Source organism: Lederbergia ruris (genome assembly GCF_018332955.1).
GTDB classification, from domain to species: Bacteria; Bacillota; Bacilli; order Bacillales; family Bacillaceae_C; genus Lederbergia; species Lederbergia ruris.
Genome location: NZ_BORB01000023.1, coordinates 1 through 20,069, shown reverse-complemented (window position 1 = coordinate 20,069; position 20,069 = coordinate 1). Strand labels below are relative to the sequence as shown.

Annotated in this window: 17 protein-coding genes; 6 read left to right on the top strand and 11 right to left on the bottom strand. The window is 38.9% G+C overall.

Annotated features, from left to right (window positions below; translation table 11 throughout):
* Window positions 1–89: 89 nt before the first annotated feature.
* Both KI363_RS13325 and KI363_RS13320 read right to left on the bottom strand, forming a co-directional pair.
* Window positions 90–545, bottom strand: a complete 456-nt coding sequence (locus KI363_RS13325; RefSeq protein ID WP_158320850.1) for a DUF2269 family protein — start codon at window positions 543–545, stop codon at window positions 90–92.
* A gap of 39 nt (window positions 546–584) precedes the next feature.
* Window positions 585–989 (bottom strand): globin domain-containing protein, encoded by a 405-nt coding sequence (locus tag KI363_RS13320; protein ID WP_281414130.1) that lies wholly within the window; start codon window positions 987–989, stop codon window positions 585–587.
* 450 nt (window positions 990–1,439) lie between these two features.
* Here KI363_RS13320 and KI363_RS13315 point away from each other — a divergent pair, with 450 nt between their 5' ends.
* The 3 genes from KI363_RS13315 (at window position 1,440) to KI363_RS13305 (ending at window position 3,743) form a co-directional block, all read left to right on the top strand.
* Window positions 1,440–1,577, top strand: a complete 138-nt coding sequence (locus KI363_RS13315; protein WP_212966611.1) for a hypothetical protein — start codon at window positions 1,440–1,442, stop codon at window positions 1,575–1,577.
* Window positions 1,578–2,047: 470 nt separating this feature from the next.
* Window positions 2,048–3,280, top strand: coding sequence for a dicarboxylate/amino acid:cation symporter (locus KI363_RS13310; RefSeq protein WP_212966610.1), 1,233 nt, complete (start codon window positions 2,048–2,050; stop codon window positions 3,278–3,280).
* 37 nt (window positions 3,281–3,317) lie between these two features.
* Entirely contained in the window at window positions 3,318–3,743 is a 426-nt protein-coding gene (locus KI363_RS13305) for an OsmC family protein (RefSeq protein WP_212966609.1), read from the top strand.
* A 151-nt stretch (window positions 3,744–3,894) separates the two neighbouring features.
* On the opposite strand, the gene KI363_RS13300 is transcribed toward KI363_RS13305, so the two are convergent.
* The 7 genes from KI363_RS13300 to KI363_RS13270 all read right to left on the bottom strand — a co-directional run bounded on the left by KI363_RS13300 (window position 3,895) and on the right by KI363_RS13270 (window position 14,875).
* A complete protein-coding gene (locus KI363_RS13300) occupies window positions 3,895–4,785 on the bottom strand; it encodes an RpnC/YadD family protein (RefSeq protein ID WP_212966608.1) in 891 nt (296 codons plus the stop codon).
* 454 nt (window positions 4,786–5,239) lie between these two features.
* Window positions 5,240–7,408: a DUF4350 domain-containing protein gene (locus tag KI363_RS13295; RefSeq protein ID WP_212966607.1), complete on the bottom strand. Its 2,169-nt coding sequence runs from the start codon at window positions 7,406–7,408 to the stop codon at window positions 5,240–5,242.
* 25 nt (window positions 7,409–7,433) lie between these two features.
* Window positions 7,434–9,458, bottom strand: a complete 2,025-nt coding sequence (locus KI363_RS13290) for a glutaminase family protein (protein ID WP_212966606.1) — start codon at window positions 9,456–9,458, stop codon at window positions 7,434–7,436.
* Window positions 9,459–9,549: 91 nt separating this feature from the next.
* Window positions 9,550–11,181: an extracellular solute-binding protein gene (locus KI363_RS13285; RefSeq protein ID WP_212966605.1), complete on the bottom strand. Its 1,632-nt coding sequence runs from the start codon at window positions 11,179–11,181 to the stop codon at window positions 9,550–9,552.
* Between the two features lie 61 nt (window positions 11,182–11,242).
* Complete coding sequence (locus KI363_RS13280; protein WP_212966604.1) at window positions 11,243–12,133, bottom strand: carbohydrate ABC transporter permease; 891 nt, start codon at window positions 12,131–12,133, stop codon at window positions 11,243–11,245.
* A gap of 18 nt (window positions 12,134–12,151) precedes the next feature.
* Window positions 12,152–13,117 (bottom strand): ABC transporter permease, encoded by a 966-nt coding sequence (locus KI363_RS13275; protein WP_212966603.1) that lies wholly within the window; start codon window positions 13,115–13,117, stop codon window positions 12,152–12,154.
* 654 nt (window positions 13,118–13,771) lie between these two features.
* A complete protein-coding gene (locus tag KI363_RS13270) occupies window positions 13,772–14,875 on the bottom strand; it encodes a GntR family transcriptional regulator (RefSeq protein WP_212966602.1) in 1,104 nt (367 codons plus the stop codon).
* A 278-nt stretch (window positions 14,876–15,153) separates the two neighbouring features.
* Between KI363_RS13270 and KI363_RS13265 the strand changes: the two genes are divergently transcribed.
* Window positions 15,154–17,193, top strand: coding sequence for a GxGYxYP domain-containing protein (locus KI363_RS13265; RefSeq protein WP_212966601.1), 2,040 nt, complete (start codon window positions 15,154–15,156; stop codon window positions 17,191–17,193).
* Window positions 17,194–17,550: 357 nt separating this feature from the next.
* On the opposite strand, the gene KI363_RS13260 is transcribed toward KI363_RS13265, so the two are convergent.
* Complete coding sequence (locus KI363_RS13260) at window positions 17,551–17,847, bottom strand: helix-turn-helix transcriptional regulator (RefSeq protein WP_212966600.1); 297 nt, start codon at window positions 17,845–17,847, stop codon at window positions 17,551–17,553.
* A gap of 625 nt (window positions 17,848–18,472) precedes the next feature.
* On the opposite strand from KI363_RS13260, the gene KI363_RS13255 reads away from it, so the two are divergent.
* Together KI363_RS13255 and KI363_RS13250 are read left to right on the top strand one after the other, a co-directional pair.
* Window positions 18,473–18,979, top strand: coding sequence for a hypothetical protein (locus tag KI363_RS13255; protein ID WP_212966599.1), 507 nt, complete (start codon window positions 18,473–18,475; stop codon window positions 18,977–18,979).
* Between the two features lie 298 nt (window positions 18,980–19,277).
* On the top strand, window positions 19,278–19,937 hold the full coding sequence (locus tag KI363_RS13250; RefSeq protein WP_212966598.1) for a hypothetical protein: 660 nt from the start codon (window positions 19,278–19,280) through the stop codon (window positions 19,935–19,937).
* Here KI363_RS13250 and KI363_RS13245 read toward each other — a convergent pair.
* Window positions 19,918–20,069 (bottom strand): ATP-binding protein (locus KI363_RS13245; RefSeq protein WP_212966643.1); only part of this gene is annotated, 152 nt, incomplete at its 5' end. The genes KI363_RS13250 and KI363_RS13245 overlap by 20 nt on opposite strands.

The following is a 20,069-nucleotide window of genomic DNA, read 5'->3' as shown; positions in this document are numbered from 1 at the left end:
TTTTATTTTTCATCTGTATCACTTCACCACCCATCTGAACTTTTCCTCCCTAACTAGGCAAAAAATAACCATCCAAGTAATTAGGATGGTTAAAAGGGTTTTAAGATCATTAAGATAATGATGATCAGGAAGAAGAGATTTTCAATATTTTCATAGAAACCTAGTTTTTTAGATAAGCGAAAATATGCTTCCGGTATTTCTTCTCCTTGATGTTGGTTGACAATTTCTTTAACGGGAACGGATAAAGGTTTTAAAACAAATGGCCCCATGGCAAGAGCAACAAAAAATAGAATCATGCTTACGATATACCAGCCCATTCGAAAAAGGTAAGGATGGATCATGCCCATTAGTAAACCGGTAATCAACAATAAGGTGCCACCTATCATAACGATAATATGGAGCTGATGTTTTATTTTATAAGCATGGCGCAATTCTGTCATCGTCTGGGCCGATTTCGGAATGAAGCTCAAGACAAACCCAGGTCCCATTCCAAGAATGGCCGAAAAGATGTGTATAAAAACAAGGATTGTGTAAATTGTATTCAACTAATATTCCTCATCTCTCACAAATAATGGGACTCCCCGTTACTCTTGGGAATCCTCGATATCTTCACTATTCACCATTATCGCAGCAACCTGGGTAAGACGTTGAAAGAAAAAATCTCCTGCTGGATGATCACTCAATCCCACCTCATCAAAAGCTTCTTTCATACATTTCAACCAATTTTCAGCACGAATCGGCGTTATTTCAAAGGGAAGATGGCGCCGTCTCATCGCGGGGGGACCATACACTTGGCTATATAAAGGAGGTCCTCCGAGAAACTGGGTAAGAAACATGCGCTGCTTCTCCATAATTTCCTCCATATCCCCTTCAAAAAGCGGGCTAATCACTGGGTTCGCATAAACCTTCGGATAAAAGGCTTGGACTAACTTCTCTACCATTTCCGCACCAATTTGGCTATACAACGTTTGTAAACGAGGTTCTGTCACTTCTATCCCTCCTGTGTACTTATATTTTATCATATCCGATCAATAGATAAATCAATGTGATTTATATCACAAAATTGCTTTTTATTATGCGAAATTTTTCCACAATAGCTGAGAAACCCGTTCAAAAGGAGAAGAAGTCCCTTTCGGGGTGAAGAAACCTATTATGTGCGGGGGAACCCATTCTTCGCCGGAGAGACCCATTTATCCCCCTTGAAACCCATTTTGCGCGAATGATACCCATTTTTTCCACTGGAAACCCATTCTTCACCGAAGAAACCCATTTATCCCCATGGAAACCCATTTCGGTCGGGAGAAACCCATTTTAAGGAGACGTTCCCATTAAAATCATATTTAAGATTTGGTTAAGGAGAGAAAGGTCAGTAATTTGAATGAAAAAATGGGGCATGATACGAGATAGATTTTCATTTGATGGAGGGAGGAATATATTAGGTGACTGAAAAAGGAAAAGTCCGGGGAGCAACTAATCACAAAAACTCAAAAGGTATAGGTAGGAAGGATAATACGGACAAACAAACTGTTAAGTCTGAGCAAATCCGTTATAAAAATGCGGACAAAATTTATGAGTGACAGTCATGTCTTGTTCTCATGATCCATTGATTCAAAATAACGAAGAGACTCTTATACCTACAAGGACAGTAACTCAAATTGCAAATGGTTACATCCAGGTAGATTGTAGCCATTTGATTTTTTTCTAATAAGTACTACGTGATCATACGCTTTTATTTGCTATAAACATAATGAAAATCGATTCGTGGCCGATTCGGTGCAACGATGCGTGAACAAGAAGAAGAATAAGAAATAGAAAAAGAAAAAGAATAACAACAATAACCATTTTTCGTAGTGGTGTTTTTATATGTAAGTAGGAATATTACAGGTGTCTAAATTTAAAATCATTCTGTATATACATAGTGTCGGGGGCAAAAGTTCAGAATTTCATCCTAGTGAAAAGCGGATACTATTTCATTTCCTGCTTGACAATCCTATCAGAATTTAATATATTATTCCTATCTTTTTTGTTGGAATTATGGAGGGCGAATATGAAACTATCAACGAAAATCACAGTTGGTTTGGTTTTGGGGATTATTTTTGGGATTATTCTAAATCTCTTTTTTCCACAATTTGTTCCAAAGCTTGATCAATATGTGTTAACACCAGTGGGCAAGGCCTTTTTAAATGTTATTCAGTTTGTTGTTGTACCGATCGTATTTACGTCATTGATTGTCGGTTTTTCCAGTATTGGTAATTCGGAAAAAGTAGGACGCTTGACGTGGAAATTAATATTTTTATATATTATGACGAACATTCTTGCACTCGTTATTGGTTTTGTGACTGCCTATATATTAAAACCGGGAAAAACGGTTGGTGATTTAGGCGAGGTAGCAGCTCAGGAGGCTCCGGAAGGACAAGGGATTATTGATTGGCTTGTTTCGATTATTCCTACCAATCCATTTGCCGCCTTTTCAACCGGTAATTTGTTGCAAATTATTTTTACAGCCATACTCTTTGTAATTGGGATTCGAATGGCTGGAGATCGCTCTAAACCATTTCTTTCATTTATTGAAAGCTTCCACGGGATCATAGAAAAAATTACTTTCATCGCCCTGAAGTTTTCACCAATTGGGGTTTTTGCGTTAATTAGTTCGGTTATTGCAACCCAAGGTTTTGATATTGTGCAAAAATTAATCATGTATATCCTTGGTTTAATTATCGCCATTGTCATTATGATCATCGCGTATGCTTTCATCTTAAGTCTAATCAAAATTTCGCCCATCCGTTTTTGGAAAAGTTTTCAACCAACGTTCGGAATTGCCTTTGGTACAGCCAGCTCGAATGCCGCATTACCCGTTGCTATCGATAATGGGAAAAGTGCCTTTAACATGCAGGAGGAGATTGCAGGTTTTGCTATTCCATTAGGAACAGCTTTAAAACGTGATGGTGCTTGTATTATGCAAACTTTTAACGCATTGTTTGTGGCGCAACTATTTGATGTCCACTTAACTGGTACACAAATTGTGGCGATTATTATTAGTGCCCTCGTTGTTTCATTCAGTACAGCAGGTGTACCGGGTGCGGGGATTATCATGATGTCTACTGTGTTGACAGCTGCCGATCTTCCACTTGCAGGTATTGCGCTTGTTGCCGGTGTTGACCGTCTAACGGATGGTTTTAGGACATTACTAAATGTTGTAGGAAATACAGCAAATGCGGTAATGTTAAATAAGTGGGAAGAAAAAGGTTCGGTTGATACGAATCAAAAGGTCTCCCAGTAGAAAACCTAAAATAGTAAAAGATGAGAGGAGATAAAAAATGAAGTCGACAATAAATTGGCAAGGCAGTATGGCCTTTTCGGGAAAGACTGCCTCAGGACATGAAATTCGAATGGATGCTTCTGAAAAAATAGGCGGCCAAAACTCTGGAGCTAGACCAATGGAACTTCTTTTGTTCTCTGTAGCAGGGTGTACGGGAATTGATATCATTTCCATATTGAAAAAAATGCGCATAGAACCAACGGCATTTAGTATGGATGTGAACGGAGACCGTGCAGAGGAAGTACCAAAACGTTATACCCATATTCATATCCATTACTCCTTAGAAGGAGAATTGCCTGAAAATAAGGTTGCACGTGCCATTCAATTATCGAAGGATAAATATTGTTCCGTTGCCCATTCTTTAAATGTCGATATGACCGTTAGCTATTCTATTAACGGAGTAGCTGGGAAAGAAAATTTATAAAACACAAGGGAACCGCGAGCCTGGATGGTTTCAATATCAACGACCACCCCAATTGTTAGACACAATCTTTAACCATTGGGGTGTCTTTTTTATGGCTATATTTTCTGATGAAAAATTACAAGCTGTTACTCGATACATAAACGGTAATAGTTTAAATCAGCTTACGAAGCCTTTCAATCTCGTGTCGATCTAACTGGGTAACCTCAACGATTAAATCAAGGGGAAGATCTTTTTTTAACATTTGAAATGCAACTTCTTGTTTTCCTTCTTGCTTCCCTTCTTGTCTACCAATTTTCTTCCCTCTTTCTTCATACGAAATGGGCAATTCCATAATTTTTTCGGCATCTGGCAAATTTTGAATTTCCTCCATTAGCTGTTCCTCCTCTTCATCACTTAATTTTAAATACGTTTCAAAGAATCCATAGATCAGTCGCTGTTTGGCCGGATCTAGTTTCATTCTTGTCATCATTTTCAGGAATTCAATTTTCACTTGAACTCTTTCTTTTTCTGTATAGCCCATTTTGCTGATTAATGCAGCCGCTGCTGGGTTATCCGAATGGACAAATTTGCGCCAGTTTTGCTTACGCAAATGCAATGTTAGATAATTAAACGTCAAAACATGAAAAAAGGGAAATGCCATCATGTACTTTTTCTTTTCCCAGTTTTCTGGATAAGTTAGAACAGCGATGGGGATAATAGGCTTCCGATACTTGTTGTAGAGCAAACTGAAATATTGATACATGCGTTCGTGAAAATAGGCCTGAGCAGAACTTTGTGGCTCAACATGGACAATGATCACCACATCCGTTCCCTTCAGTTTCGTTTCGACAACGATATCAAGACGTCGTGTCCTTCCTTCAATCAAATCGGTGTAGACCTCTTCCGATAATGGGCGAATTGCATGAAAATCAATATTTTCATGCACCTCTGGAAAAAATACTTCTAAAAACTCTTTGAAAAATGTGTGAATCAGTTGTTTGAACAGTTGGTCATGTTTTGTATAGGAAGAGGGTTTTTCTTTTACAATGGAGAGGACAGTCATGGTACCACAACCTTTATGATGTAGTGGTGTCATTGCCATGATGAGGGTCTAGGTATAGAGTAGCATAATTCCACAATAAGAACAAGTGTTTTTGAACAAAAATCTTTCTGTAAAGTTACTGGGTCAATTTCAGAAAAAATCATCCCAAGGCTTTCCATTACCCGGGGGTAAAGATTCACCAAAGCGATTTTCATCACTATTCATAAATGTATGGTTCATCAAATTTTTCACTCCAGATTATTTACCTGTTTATAACGTTATTTTAGCACAATTATTACAGGTAATATCCATGATAGCGAGAACTAGGTGAACATTTCTCAGGAATCCCGTCTTCATTGCTTCGTCCCGAAACTGTACGAGGATACAGACAAAATAAAAATCCCGGTAAAATAACGATTGTCTGTTACTTTCCGGGAGCATTTTTATATACGATTGTTTCACCTAGCCGCTGACGCTAAGGAGAGATCTTCATGTTGATACCATCATGCTTATTTTCATAGCGCACCAAGGCAGTCTGACTCTCTTGATCCCAAACAAATCTAATATCCTGATAGCCATCTTGTGCATTTTCTTTTATTCGTATTTTCGATGGTTTTTTGGCAAATCTTAATCTACTGATTCCAGGTATCCCCAACGGTCCTGTCAGTAACATGTCAATTTCACTGCCATCATTCACTATGTTTTCCACTCTTGAGGATGAAGCGATCACTTGACAATCCATTTGTTTGGTTGTTCGGTAATTTAGGTCATACAAGAGCAACTGCTTTCCCGGTTGAACCACAACTTCTTTACGTATTGGTAAATGATGGTCAAATAAATCGACATATACACCTTGTAATTTTAGAGGCTCCTCACTTAATGATTCATCCATTACAGCACTAATGATGTAAGGTCCACGCTTCAGAAGCAAATAATTTTTTTCCTCCCAATCGTTTGTTGAAAATAGCTGTCTTACAGTATCCTTCAACAACTCCGCGTTTTGTCGATTTTGAGCGCATGCCTTTGGGTGCAAGGGAAGAAAACTGACAATCCCGTTTCCAACTGGATAGGTGCCTTGTTCCAACTTTCGTTCAAGTCCAAGCGTTTCAAACAGATGTTCAGCCGGATTCTCATATGAAGAGCCATTCGAATTCCACCATTCTCTTACATGGTGATAATCATCACTATGATCACCAACATAAAGTAAACGGCCACCATTTTGCACCCATTGACTTAAACCAAGATGAATATCAGGTGCTTCGGGTTTCAAAAATTCATAGCTTAGAATCAATGTTTGATAGTCATCTAGATATGAAGAAAAGCGCCTAATATTATCTAACTGAACAGGTCTTACTGGAATCCCTGATTTTAACAAGGGGAACGTCAGACCATAGAACTCCGACCAATCAAGCAATTCCTGCGCTTTGTCCCCTTTCAGCATCTCCGCATCTGTTCCATCATATTTTTGCGAGCCATCCTCTCCCAAAATATCAGGATGGTTGCGTTGGAACATAGTGGAATCAGCAAGCAGAACACCAATCGGGGCCATTTTCCCAACCCATTCAATCTCGCTTTGGTCAAAATCACGCAATGTATTCATCAATATAAGCAAACTAGTTGCATACTCTGGTGGGATCGCTTCTTTACCCTGCCCGTTCTTTTTAGGATAAGATCCATTAAATACTCTGTTTGGCCATGGTGATATTTCATAGCGATGAACAGCTGGATGAAATAAAGAAGCAGTTACGATTTTATAATAATTGTTTCGATAGTCATCCCAATCATAATTCGGGTTATCTTCAATTGGATCATGTAAAAACCACATTCTTCTTTCGGTCCCACGCACTAATTCCTGCATGATTCCATATTCTAAGTATGCTGTTTCAAATGTCCTTTCCTTTCGGATACCGTTGTATACATTGGGCGTACGCGAGGTACCCGTCCATACCTGTGCAATGTATCCATCAACAGTCGGTAAGCTAAGCAGCTGGGATTGTGGACTCACAATTCTCCACTGTGTATAGTTAATCAGACTATGAGTAGGAACGTAGAAACGTAAAGTTCTCTGATACCTTACTTGCGCGTATTCCTTTAGTTCGGCACATAACCGATCCAAACAACGTGTATACAGATAAGCCTTTAATTTTGATGCTCGATACTGAGCATCTACTGATTCATGAGGTGGGATCCATGCTTCCTTATAAAAGATCTGCCATTCTCTCTTAAAAGCTTCAGAATAACCACCTTCCACCCAAAACTCTGGCTCTTCAAGGTGAATCGCTTCTACACCAGCATCTACAGCCACTTTAATCCTTTCAGTTAAATAGTTGGTGAAAGCGATTGTTGGGACCATATAGGGTACATCTTTTCCGTGGCTAATGATTTCACCAAAGCGATTTTTCTGGGCTTCGTCCCAATGTTCTCTTCCATCCACTTCGCCATATAGATAATCCTGATATTCGCCCCACGCCACACCTGTCATTAGATGAACCACGTACCCACGACCTTGCCATTCCTTTATTCTTTTCGGCATCGAATCATCAATACCATACACCATGACAAAATCCGTTCTCAAATCAATTGTAGGGTGATAGGCTACTCGCTCCTGGAAACCCGTTTTTTCGGCCAATCTAGTATTCTCCATTGTTCCTTCCCCTCCCATTGAATCATTATGCGTTGGCCTTTTTCCAATCCGTTTCCTTTAACATCAACATAAATAATCCACCTACAACTGATCGATTTTTAAAATTTAATCTTTTTGCTGACTTCGTATCAAACCAATCGGAAAATGGAACTCGATCCTCTGTTTCATTTAAAAAATCCCATAGTGGTTCCATCAATGAACGCTCATCCTCTTTCCGGTCAGCTAAAGCCGCAGCCCATACAAGCCAATCTGCTTTTGTATAGGTTTCTCGACTATCAAGTGGTGTACCAAAACGATTCTGTTTTGACAAATAATACAATATTTCTTTTTCCCTTACTTCTTTCGAAAATAAGTTTAGGGAAAAGATTGTATCCCAAATCAAATTATACTTAAGACTCCAAGTACCAGATTGGTCAAACGTTAATTTATAATGATCATTGTCTACTGCCATCTCTTCCCATTCTAATGCCATCTGCTGAGCCAAATCGGTATATTTCCTCTGTTCTTCCTTTTTCCCTAATAATTCACATAAGATTCCATAGCTCCCTAGCCCAATAATGGCTTTTATGGATAGATTGGCATTATGGGCTAAATGACCAGCAAAATCATCTGTACATAGTTGATTCCCTGGATCTAATCCATTCTTTTCAAGGTACTTAGCCCACCCGGTAAGTAAATCCCAATTCTCTTTTGCGAAAGTGCCCTTTCCTTCGGCTAAACAGACTGCCGTCATCATAATTAGCATATTGCCGCATTCTTCAATCGGCATTTGATTTTCTAGCTTATTCTCCCCATAAACCTGACCATTGGCGATTGGGTATACACCAACATCATGTGGAGCAAATTCAAATGGCCAATCATCAGATCTGGCATAGCGAAAAATAGGTCGCATCATCCCTTTTACTAATTCAGGGTTATAGAGCAAAAATAGCGGGATCGATGGGTAACTTACATCGACAGTACCTATACAGCCATTACTGTTATTTTCTTTTGAGAGAAATAACAAATCCCCTTGGTCATCAAGGACAAGTTTGTGAGCCGCAACAGCTTGCCGATAAGCCAAAGAAGTAATATCTCTATATTTTGTCCCTCCCGCATCTGTTGCCTTTTGCATCAAGCTTTCGTTAAACTGATTACAGGCTTTCATAAGTTTGGGGTACTCCGTTATAGACAATGTCAACATTCGCTCTGATGTTTGCCCTTTTCTTTTCCAGTAACCTGGAAGTCTTTGCTGAAAATATTCAATGGAATCAATATCGTCATAGGCTAACGTTAAAAATTTTGTCTCTTTCGTTGCATCGACCGATTTAAAATCTAATACTACCGCCATCACAGGAGTATTCTCTTCTACTGCGCGGGGCATTTGACGATCATCTTTATCAGGTAGGGAGTTTGTATGGATCCACTGCTTCCGCACGTTATGGGAATGAATAACAGATACAGTATCACTTGCATGAGGGATCAATAAATGAAAATATCCCCAATCAATCCGTGTATCATCACCTTTTCGTTCCAAAATAGGCTGATCGACCGTTCCGATCCACATATTTTCTATATCATTTTCTAAGGTGGATCGTGACCATGTCACTTGTTGACTTGTTTCATGGACACACCATTCCGCTGTCACATCAAAATAAATGTGTACATCATGCTCCTTTCCATCATCCGCCCACACATCAAATGTGATATACGAAGCTGGTCTAGAGAGCGCATCCAAATCATCTAATAAGAGTGGCGTTGTAAAATCGACTTGAAGTGTGATTCCTGCACCTTGAAAAGTATAAATAGTTGATAAAGGCTTTACAGTTAGTTGAATTTGTTCCAAAACATTTAATTCTTGTTCAGTGTCGGGCACTTGCCCCATAAAACGCCAAACTTCTCCGTCTATCCTGATCATTCCAACCATTCCAAAAATACCAGACTGTCCATTTTTATCATATGTCCAATGATGTACATGATCATCATACAAATGATCCGCGTTGGACCAAGCATTAAAATAGGGGTCAACCGTTACTAATGGCACCGCCGGAGGTCTAAGTGAATTTCCCATTATCCCACTCCTCTTTTTTCCTGATTAGATTTAAGTTCCCTCTTTTAGGCAAGCAAGAGGACTTAAAATCGCATCCTTTTTAAGCTAGACATTAATTTGAAGTTCGATAGCGCATAAATTCTGTACCATTTTGAGCTTGCTTGGTTATTTCATCTGCCACTTCTTCGATCCCTGCGTCCTTTAAAGCATCTCGAGTTTTATTAATAATACTAAGTGCCTCTTCTTCAGTACTAGCGTGAATCGCCTGTTGTACAGTATCCCCCATTACAAGGGTAATCGGTTCTATTTGCGCGAAATTCGGATGAGCTTTTAAGATTAAATCTGGATCACTTCCGGTAGTCGCTTTTATTCCATCCTTTCTAACAATCTCTATAAATTCATCTTTGACTTTATATTGTTTATCAAATTGATGAGCAAACGGTCCACCCCCAAGAGAATTCCCACGGTCTAAACCAGCAAAAGCAATATAATGACCCACCCCTTCCTCTTTAAAGGTTTGATCCTCTATTTTTTGTACCATCTCTTCCTTCGCTACCACCTCGCCGTCCTCTAAATCATAATGGACCCCTTCAATCCCAAAATTTGCTAAAAGATACCCTTCATCACTAGATAAATAATCAAACATTTTGACGAAAGCCTCTAGCTTTTCTTCAGAAACTTCCGCAGAGACAGCCACTAACTGACTCCCTTGAACATTAAATTCTGTGCGATACCGATCCCCATTAAAATCTTCCAATGGGCCAAGTGGGACATATTTGTCTTCCAGCCCGCCTTGTTTTGTATCATTCCAAAGTCCTGGGAACTGGTTTGGAATGACAGCATACCTGCCTTGAGTGATTTTTTCCCTGGCAATGGTGCCTGTATGGGAATATACTTCAGGATCTAATAATCCTTCACTCATAAGTTTTCTCATGAAAAGAATCCATTCCTCATATTCCTCTGTCATAAAGTTATACCTTGCATTCCCTTCGTCATCAATAAACCAACCGCCAGCACCAGCAACAGGGACAAACATCTCAGACGTAATATCTAGTGGCCAGCCATTATCATAGGCACCTAGCGGAAACACCGCGTTGCCATTTACCTCAAATCCCCCTTCCTTAATCTTCTTCAAAAAGGTATAAAGGTCTTCAGGCGTCTGTACAGAATCCGGATCCACTCCTAATTCATCTGCTATATCTTTATTTACATATAACTCATATAACCAGTCATCAATATCCTCTTCCGTAGCCGGATAGGCGGAGTGCAGAAGATATTGACCACCTTGCTGTTTAGACATAATATTATCGTATAAAGCAGTGGACATATTTTCTTTTTTAACCACCTCAGCCAAATTAGAATACTTTTCTATATATGGCGTTAAGTCATGCAACATTCCTTGATTAGCAGCTTGCAATAATAATTCGGATTCCTTTCCCCAGGCTGGACCTATATACACATCAGGGAATTCACCCGTTGCCAATACTTGAGTCAATTTTTCTACTTCACTACCATTCGTATATTCAAAGTCCAATCTTACCCCAGTTTTTTCTGCTATTTTATCCGCAACTGGATTATCCTTTGGCGGCGCACCCGCTCCTGATCCATTCCAGTTATGCAATACTTTCAGGGTGATTTCTCCATCCTTCTGATTGCTACTGCTTTCATCACTACATGCAGCTAAAAAACTAAATAGTAAAACCGTCATGAATACCATTAACATCCTGATGAATTTGCCCTTCATTGTAACCCCTCCTTGAACTTTTTCATGTATAATCATCTTCATCATAACGATGAAGAAGTTATTATTCTTTGATGGAGCCGATCATGACTCCTTTTACAAAATATTTCTGTAAGAATGGGTAGATACAAATAATCGGTAAAGTGGCCACTATTAATGTAGCCATCCGCAGCGACTCTGGTGTAACCGTAATCATCCCGTTTGAAACAGTCGTACCTGTTTGGGACGCCCTTTGAGCGGCATTCGCTAAAGCTTCGGATTCTGTTAATAGTTGATTCAGTAATGTTTGCACGGGTCGTAAAGACTCTTTTGTCACAAAATAGGTTCCGGTAAACCAATCATTCCAGTGAAACACTCCTTGGAATAAAGCAATTGTCGCAAGAACTGGCATCGATAAAGGCAGGATAATTTTCATAAAAACCCGAAAATTACTGGCACCATCTATTTGCGCAGATTCCTCTAAAGAACTAGGTAGTTGTTGGAAGAAGGTACGCATGATGATAATATGGAAAAAACTAAACAAGAATGGGAAAACATATACCCAAAAATTATTTATTAAGCCCAATTCACGATACAAAATGAAGTTAGGAATCATACCACCACCAAAAATCGATGGAATAAATATATAGAAAGTTAAAAAGGTTTTACCTGGCAATTCTTTTCTTGTTAAAGCATAAGCAAATAGCGCTGAAAGAAAGACATGCAAAGATGTCCCAATAATTGTTCTTAGGATCGTAATCACGTACGCATCTAAAAATTTACTATCTTGAAAAATAGTGACATAATTCTCAAACGTGAACCCTCGTGGCAAAAAGTAAATGGGATGATTCATCGCTTCTACACCATCACTTAATGAATAGGCAATGATATAAATAAACGGATATAATGTTGTAAAAGAAAATAAAGCGAGAAAGAGGTAATTAATAACGGAAAATAATGACCACCTTTTTTTCATTTTATACATGAACCTCCCCTACCATAATGATGTTTCGTTTACCTTTTTGCTGATGCTATTCGCTACTATAATGAGAATCACTCCTATGACGCCTTGGAATAACCCTACCGCCGTCCCATAACTTATTCGACCTTGTTCTAATCCGGATTGAATGACATATACGTCTAACACCGTGCCAATTGAAGCGGTTGCAGGAGTGTTCAAAAGCAACAATTGTTCATAACCAACGGTCATAATATTTCCACATGCTAGCAGGAACATAATAACCATTACAGGGCGTATAGAAGGTAATGTAATATGCCACATTTGTTTAAATCGATTGGCTCCATCCATTTTGGCAGATTCATATAATTGCTGATCAACTCCTGAAATCGCGGCCAAATAGATAATTGCCCCAAAGCCAACTGTCTTCCAAATATCTGATAGGATAATAACCTGATAAAAATAAGAAAGGCTGCCTAGGAATTGGATTTTGTCAAAACCTAAAGAAGAGATAAATTCATTTACAGGGCCACCATATGGAGTAAGCATTCGTTGTAAAATGGTAACGACGACAACCCATGAAATAAAATGAGGTAAATATGAAATCGTTTGTACTACTTTTTTAAACTTAAGGGCTTTTACTTCATTTAATAGTAAGGCAAATATGATCGGCATCGGAAATCCGATGACCAATTTCATTAAACTGATCGTAAGGGTATTGCGAATAATTTCCTTGGATTGATAAAACTGGAAAAACTCTTTGAAATACTTCAATCCTGCCCAAGGGCTCCCCGTAATTCCGCCAACAAAATTAAAATCTTTAAATGCTACTGTTAAACCATACATCGGAATATACGAAAAAATAAAAAACCAAACAATACCCGGGAGCATAAAAAGATAGAATAAGCGATGCTGCCAAATTCTGACCCAAAGGCTCTTTTTGTTATTTTTATTAAGATTGGGTCGAGTAGTCTGTGTACTGACTGTACCTACATGATTCATCCCTTCCTCACTTTCCTTTCAATTCAGTTTAAAATACTGAATACAGCAAAACAGCTTCACCCAAAAGCAATATGTATCCGATTACAAACAAGTGTAATCTTAACCTATTATTATGTCAATATGTTTTATCATTCAATTATAATATTACTTAAAAAGTTCCCCCAGTGTATTACATTCCATGTACGGTCCCCCAGGTTTTAGCATGAAATAAGGAACAAAAGCGCAAGCGCCCGTTTAGCGACGGCAAACTTGGATAATAAGGCTGAACGGCTAAAATCGCGCCGTCCTGGCGCAACGCCGTTCTGACCAACATCCTGTTGGCTGAGATAAAGGAAACACGATGAACCACGAAAAGCGGAAGGTGGTTGTTTAGGGGCGACAAGCAAATGTTCCTAAACCTAGGAAGGGCGGTTTTTCCCTTCCTAGGTTTAGGGTTATTTGACCTCGAGCCCCTACCGCCTGTAGCTAGACACCGAAGGGTGAATCGATGTTGACTTATCGTAGGAAGGCACCGAAAGTTTGCTAGTCGCTGGGCGCTGGAGCTGGATGTCAAACCGCAACGTAAACAGTTATCCGCAAGCGACAAATTTTATAATTTCCTGGCTTAACCACAAAAAAATACCCATCTATTTGAGATGGGAATATATTTAATGTTTACCTATCCAATTTTTTAGTTGAATCACCTATCACAAGTTTTGCTGGCACATGAATATCTTCAATTGTAAAATCACCCTTTTGCATTTCTATTAATTTGCTTATGGCTAATCGACCTATTACTTCTTCATCTTGTTCAATATGAGTAAAATTCGATTCCAACGTATTTCGCGGAGGACTGTCGAAACAGAGAATCGATATGTCTTCAGGTACCCTTAGATTTAATTGTTCGACAGCCCGTTTTGCTAATAGTGCGATATTATACTCAAGCGCAAACAAAGCCGTAATTTCTGGATTCTCCTTAAGATGATTTTTTATAGTTTCTATATCTTTCTTTAGATCTCCATCAGTGGGATGTGGACTTTTTATATCTGAACACCAAAGCTCCCGATTAACGACAATCTTTTTCTCTGCAAATGCCTCTATAATGCCATTAATACGATCATAAATAGCCGTTGTATCGTTATCTTTCGGTATTAGAACACCTATATTTTCGTGTCCAAGATCAAATAAATGATCTACTCCCATTTTAGCCGCTTGTTTATTATCTGTTGACACCGTCGTAGCAGCTAATCTTTTAAATGAGCGATCAATTAATACTAAAGGGAATTTATTCACTACCATTTTAAGTATCTCTAAACTATAATGTTCAGCCTTGGCTGGGATGATGATGAGACCATCGATTCCGTATTCAAGTAGTTCTCTGATTACCTTGTCTTCTCGACTCGGAATACTTAAAGAACGTCTTAAAATAATAAAACCTTTGTCCAGAGATGCCTCTTCAAGGCTTGCGATTAAATCATTCCCAAAGCTTTCATCAAAACCAGTAAGAACCAAACCAAACAACAGTTTTTCACTTGTCAAATCTTTTTTTACATGATCCACCTCACTAGTATTTTCCGCAACAAAAGTTCCCCTTCCGCGTTTTCGATAAACCAAACCCTCATTCGCAAGCTTTTCCAAAGCTTTTTTAGTTGTAATCGTACTGACGTTATAATAGGTAGACAACTCTTTTTCTGACGGGACTTGATCACCCACTTTATACTTCGCTGATTTTATATCTTGCTTTAATGATTCATATATTTGTTCGTACAACGGTTTCAAATGTAACACCTCTCAATTAAGTTCAATTAATATAATATTATATTAATTGAACTTAAATTTCTAGTTAAACCAGTTACCTCGTTCCCTCCGCTGTTGACAGAGGTCGCAAAGAAATTGCACATATAGCAAAAGTTATTCCTAACATGTTATGAATGAAATGTCATTAATGATTTGCATAAACATAAACTTAACCTATAAAGGAGGTGAAGCGGGAAGTCATACGATGTTCAGCTGTTCCAGCACAACATATAATATTAATATAGGGAGATGTGAAAAATTTGATTCGAAAACTGACCATTTTTAGTCTGGCTCTTTTATTTATGTTGTCCCTTTCGTTTGAAGCACCCGTTTCCGCGGACTCAAACACGCACAATGGCTCCATTAAATGGCCGAAGCACCAGGAGCTTCCTACCTTTGCAAAAGCTAAGCATTTAGATGTTACCAATGTTTCTGATGCACCAGGAGACATCAAAATTCTTCTAACAACCCTTCAAGGAATTGTCAATCGGGAGAAACCACGAATGTATGTACAACAGAATAAAGTGGATCCGTGGCTGCATGATCTAAAAATTCCTTATACCCGTCATGACGATGCCATGGATGTCTTTATGTCTTATGCAGACGAATTAAAAGGGGTGATCGTATACGATCCGGAAATCCCAGATTCCATTAACGTGGCGACTACGTTGGCTGGGCTAAAAGATGCCGTTGTGGCAAGTCCTGCACTTGCGAAGGAATTGACCGCCGAACCTTACAATCTTAAGGTGATCGAAGACTTGCAAGGCAAATTTAAAAATCGATTGGATGCGTACTCGTGGCAATATGAGAATCTTTGGAGCGAAACGACTAAGAGAATGTTAGTTGGATTAAGTCCGAACACATCAGTTCCAATCCCACCAGACAATTACGATTCTTTTCAAACATTAGCGATTGAGACGGAACAAGTGCGAGATGGTAGCAACCGAAAAACGCATGAGCTTGACTTGTCTTCTTTTTTGGGAAAAGAGGCGGTATATGTACGCTTCAACGATGCCTTTACTCAAGATGGTTGGGGACCAGCCGTTCATGAGGTAATCGTGAAGGCAGACGGACAGATCATCGCTCAATTTAAAACCGGTACGCCTGAAGAAGAAGCGTTTTTATATGACAGAGATGGTTCTAAGTTTTTACCCGGAAGTGATCACAGATTCGCTGATAATGGCAACTACTTCCTATACGAATTTAAACCGCCTGTAGACACAAAGCAGTTGACAATCTCTGTCGATATGTGGAACCAATACAAAGTGTCCGCAAGCAATGTTCGCCCCCTCTCATCTGAACAGAAAGAACCTTACGGATATCTACGTGACTATGCTGTTGCAAACAAAGCGATGGTCTTCTGGTTGTCTACTAGCATACCAGAAGAAAAGGAACTTTTCGAGAAAATTTTGTCAGATGTCGAGCCAGGAACACCTTATCTGGGGTGGTTCGACAACGACTTTGAAGGCGAAGTCGCCGGCATTGATATAACATCTAAGCACGGTGTCTATGTTCTACCTTCCGACTGGTTTCATAACATGACCGTCTTCTCAGGAACAAAAGCGAAAAAGGTAAAAGAGAGAAAACAACCTACACCAAAATTAAAAAACAAAATCTATGTAACGTACACTTTTGGTGAAGGCGATAACTTGCAATATGACCAGAATCATATGCGTTCTTTATGGGATGATCCCGCTCGCGGCAAAGTACCGATTAACTGGACATCAAGTCCACTGCTCTATGAGGCGGCCCCTGCCATCCTACACTATTTCCAATCAACTGCAACGGAAAATGACCTTCTAGTTGCTGGACCGTCTGGAGCAGGGTATTTCAGTCCATATGCCTGGCCAGAAGAAAACCTTTCGAAGTTCTTGAAGGATGGTTATAAATATCTCAAGAAAAGTGATATGTCCTATCCTTATGTCTTGAACCGGGATGTAGCAACAGACCTTCCTTTAAGCGAATCACAGGCAGCTGCATATGAAAAACACTATAAACTTCCGGGTCTTTTCCTCGGTGGAGGAGAGAAAGTCGGCACCGACATTATGAACGGTAGCTTTCCTATTTCGTATTTGCGAGGAATCGCAACTGTTCAAGATGGTAAGGATTTACTAGCAAACTATAAGGAAGACTGGGATGGCGAATCACCTACCTTCATTTCCATCGGTATCAATGCATGGAGTATGAGGCCATCCGATGTACTAGAACTTACAGAATCTCTCGGCCCAGAATACCAAATTGTCAGAGCAGATCAGTACTTCTCTCTCCTTAGAAAAGCGAATGGACTGTCCCCCAAGTAAGGAACAAAGGCGCAAGCGCCCGTTTAGCGACGTACAAACTTTTTAGGGGCCTGACGAGATAAAGGAAACACAGTGAGCCTAAAAGGCGAGCTGATGTTGACTTATCGTAGGAAGGCACCGAAAGTTTGCTAGTCGCTGGGCGCTGGAGCCAGACGTCAATACCCGCTATTAGCACTTATCCACAAGCTAGAATTTTATAGTTACCTGGCTTAACAACAAAACATTAGTAGCACAGACTAGATCCATGGTTTGTGCTACTATTTTTTAGATTAGAAGGTAAGAAGAGCCCTAGGGCTGATATAGAGTGTGTACTTAAACCGGCCAACCTCACAACCTAGAAGCTAACCAACCACAAATTCATATTTTGGCAAAACTACCATGCGGATTATGATCATTCCTTCCATCGATTACAAACGGAATATTAAGGGCTTTAGAGATATCATAAAGAGTGTCTAGTCCAGGGAATGTTAATCCCGCTTCTATACGACCTATCGTAGAATTCGGTTTTCCGATTAAATCAGCTAATTGCTGTTGGGACCACCCTAATTCACGTCTTCTTTTCTTTATTTGAGCTGCAAAATACCCTTGCATTCTTAAATAATCCACTCTTTTTTCACCAACAATATCAGCGTATTTCTTACGAAAATCACTCATGCTTTACACCCTTTCAATTTTAATATAAGTCGGGATCTAGCGCACAATGGTTTGTATGCTCCTATACAATGGGCTCAAACGGACCGCGAGGGATATTGATATTACTTTTTTGTATACTTGGTCATTTCTAAGTCCATATTAGCTTCTTTCATATGCAATCATGCTAATAAGATTTCCTGATGTATTAGTTTCACTCTGTAAATATATTATCTACAGCCACTTATTACCTATTTCACAAGGAAATAACTCTATAAAAAAGTACACAAAAAACAAACACACGTTTGTAAACGTTCTCTAAAATGTGTATAATGGTATATAGGAGGTGACAGTATATTCATAGGAAAACCTTGGAAAATTCCCTCATTGTGAAAGGGGAAAATGAATGTGGTAGTAGAGACATTAATGTTTGAATGTATCGATGAAAATGGGATGGGACAAAGGGACATACGTGTACAGGATAGCAGGATAATAGAATAGGAACCCGCCCTTACGAAAAAACAAACGGATTCCTACCATTGCACCCTTCTGAGAGGTTGCAATCCTATTATATACGGAATGCCTCCTTATCAGCAAGGGAAATGTAAGCGCAATAATAAAACTTATACACTAAATAGGAGGAGTTTCCATGAAGACCGAACAATATACAGTAAAAAATTCAATGGTTTATAACTCAGGCTTGGAGAATAAGCCAATAAACTTTTTCCGGACGCTACGAATTTACGAGGATCAGCATAACTATGAAACAGAAAAACAGCAAGACCATTTTCCATACGATCACAATGTGGTCAAAAGAGCGTTTATCGATGTCATCTTTTTCAAACAAGTCCATCAAGCCGCATTTGCAAGGGTTCGAAACGACGAAGAATACCTTAAGGCAGAAGAAAATAGTAGCCGCCTCCTCTCACAACTAGAAGAATCGCTAATGACGAAAGAACAAAAGAAGTTACTTCGCGATCTAGAATCAGAATGGAGCCATATGTATGGCATTTTCCTTGAACATTGCTATTGCCAAGGTCTAGCAGACAGTAAAATGATTCATAAAGAGCTTGAAAAATATGGTATTTCGATTGCCAAAGAAGCTTCTGAATATCATTATGGATTAACACAGCCTGATTCTTCCATTTTAATGTGAGGAAAGTGCCAAGATCCCAATGCAGTTTATTGGGATCTTGGCATTCCATCTAAATAAACTTTGTTTGATTTTCCATGAAGTAAGACTCTTTTTCTAAAAAGATTTTATAATCTAGTGCCATATACCAATTTATGGTTATTCCAATCTCTGTCATTTTGCTAAAGGCTAATATTATTTTCCAAGTCCCCATTCCACAAAACTTCCTCAATAAGGTATAGTTTTAGATCATAGGAATTGGTAGTGGAAAAATAGGATGAAGTCAATTTAAACAATTTAAATAAGATGGAGGGAAAATGTAATGATCTGTAATAATGAGGGCTTTTTATCAATGATGACAGGCAAGCTACTTGGTGACGGATGTTTTACAAAGCAGAAGGGAAGAAAACCACGATTTCAGTTTATCCATAGAGCGGCTGACTTTGATTGGTCACAGCATTGCTATGAACAGTTAAAGGAATTTATTCCTTTGAATCCTCCAAAATATAAAATGGTTCTGGATCCAAGAATTCAGAAAGGGTTTACTGAATGCTTTTTTGTTCAATCTAAGACAGATGTAGTCATAACAAAACTTGAAAAACTTTGGTATAAAAATAGAGTAAAGAAATTACCAATAGAATTTATTGCAAATTATTTAAACGAACCAGCCCTTGCTTGGTGGTATCAAGATGATGGTCATTTGAAGCAAGAGAGAGGAATTCCGCAAAAAATAATTTTATCGACAGATAATTTTACAGTGGAAGAGAATAACGCGCTAATAAACATCATCCAAACACATTACCATTTAACCTTTACAGTAGATAAACAAAATAGATTAATTTTATACGATCAGTTTCAGATTTTGTATTTTTTAAGATTAATTGAAAAGTATATCCACCCTGTATTTGGCAAGTGTAAAATGTATGAAACGGCAGCCCTTTTTGTAAACCACTTGCCAACCTCTAATTTTTCATCATCATAGACTCTTTCATTCGTTTACTTTCACCCCCAAACAGAATGAGGTGGGAGTGGTGGATTAGGCGATCCACTACGGCTTCCGTTAGAATTGGATCGCCAAAGACATGGTTCCACTGTCCGAATTGAAGATTGGTAG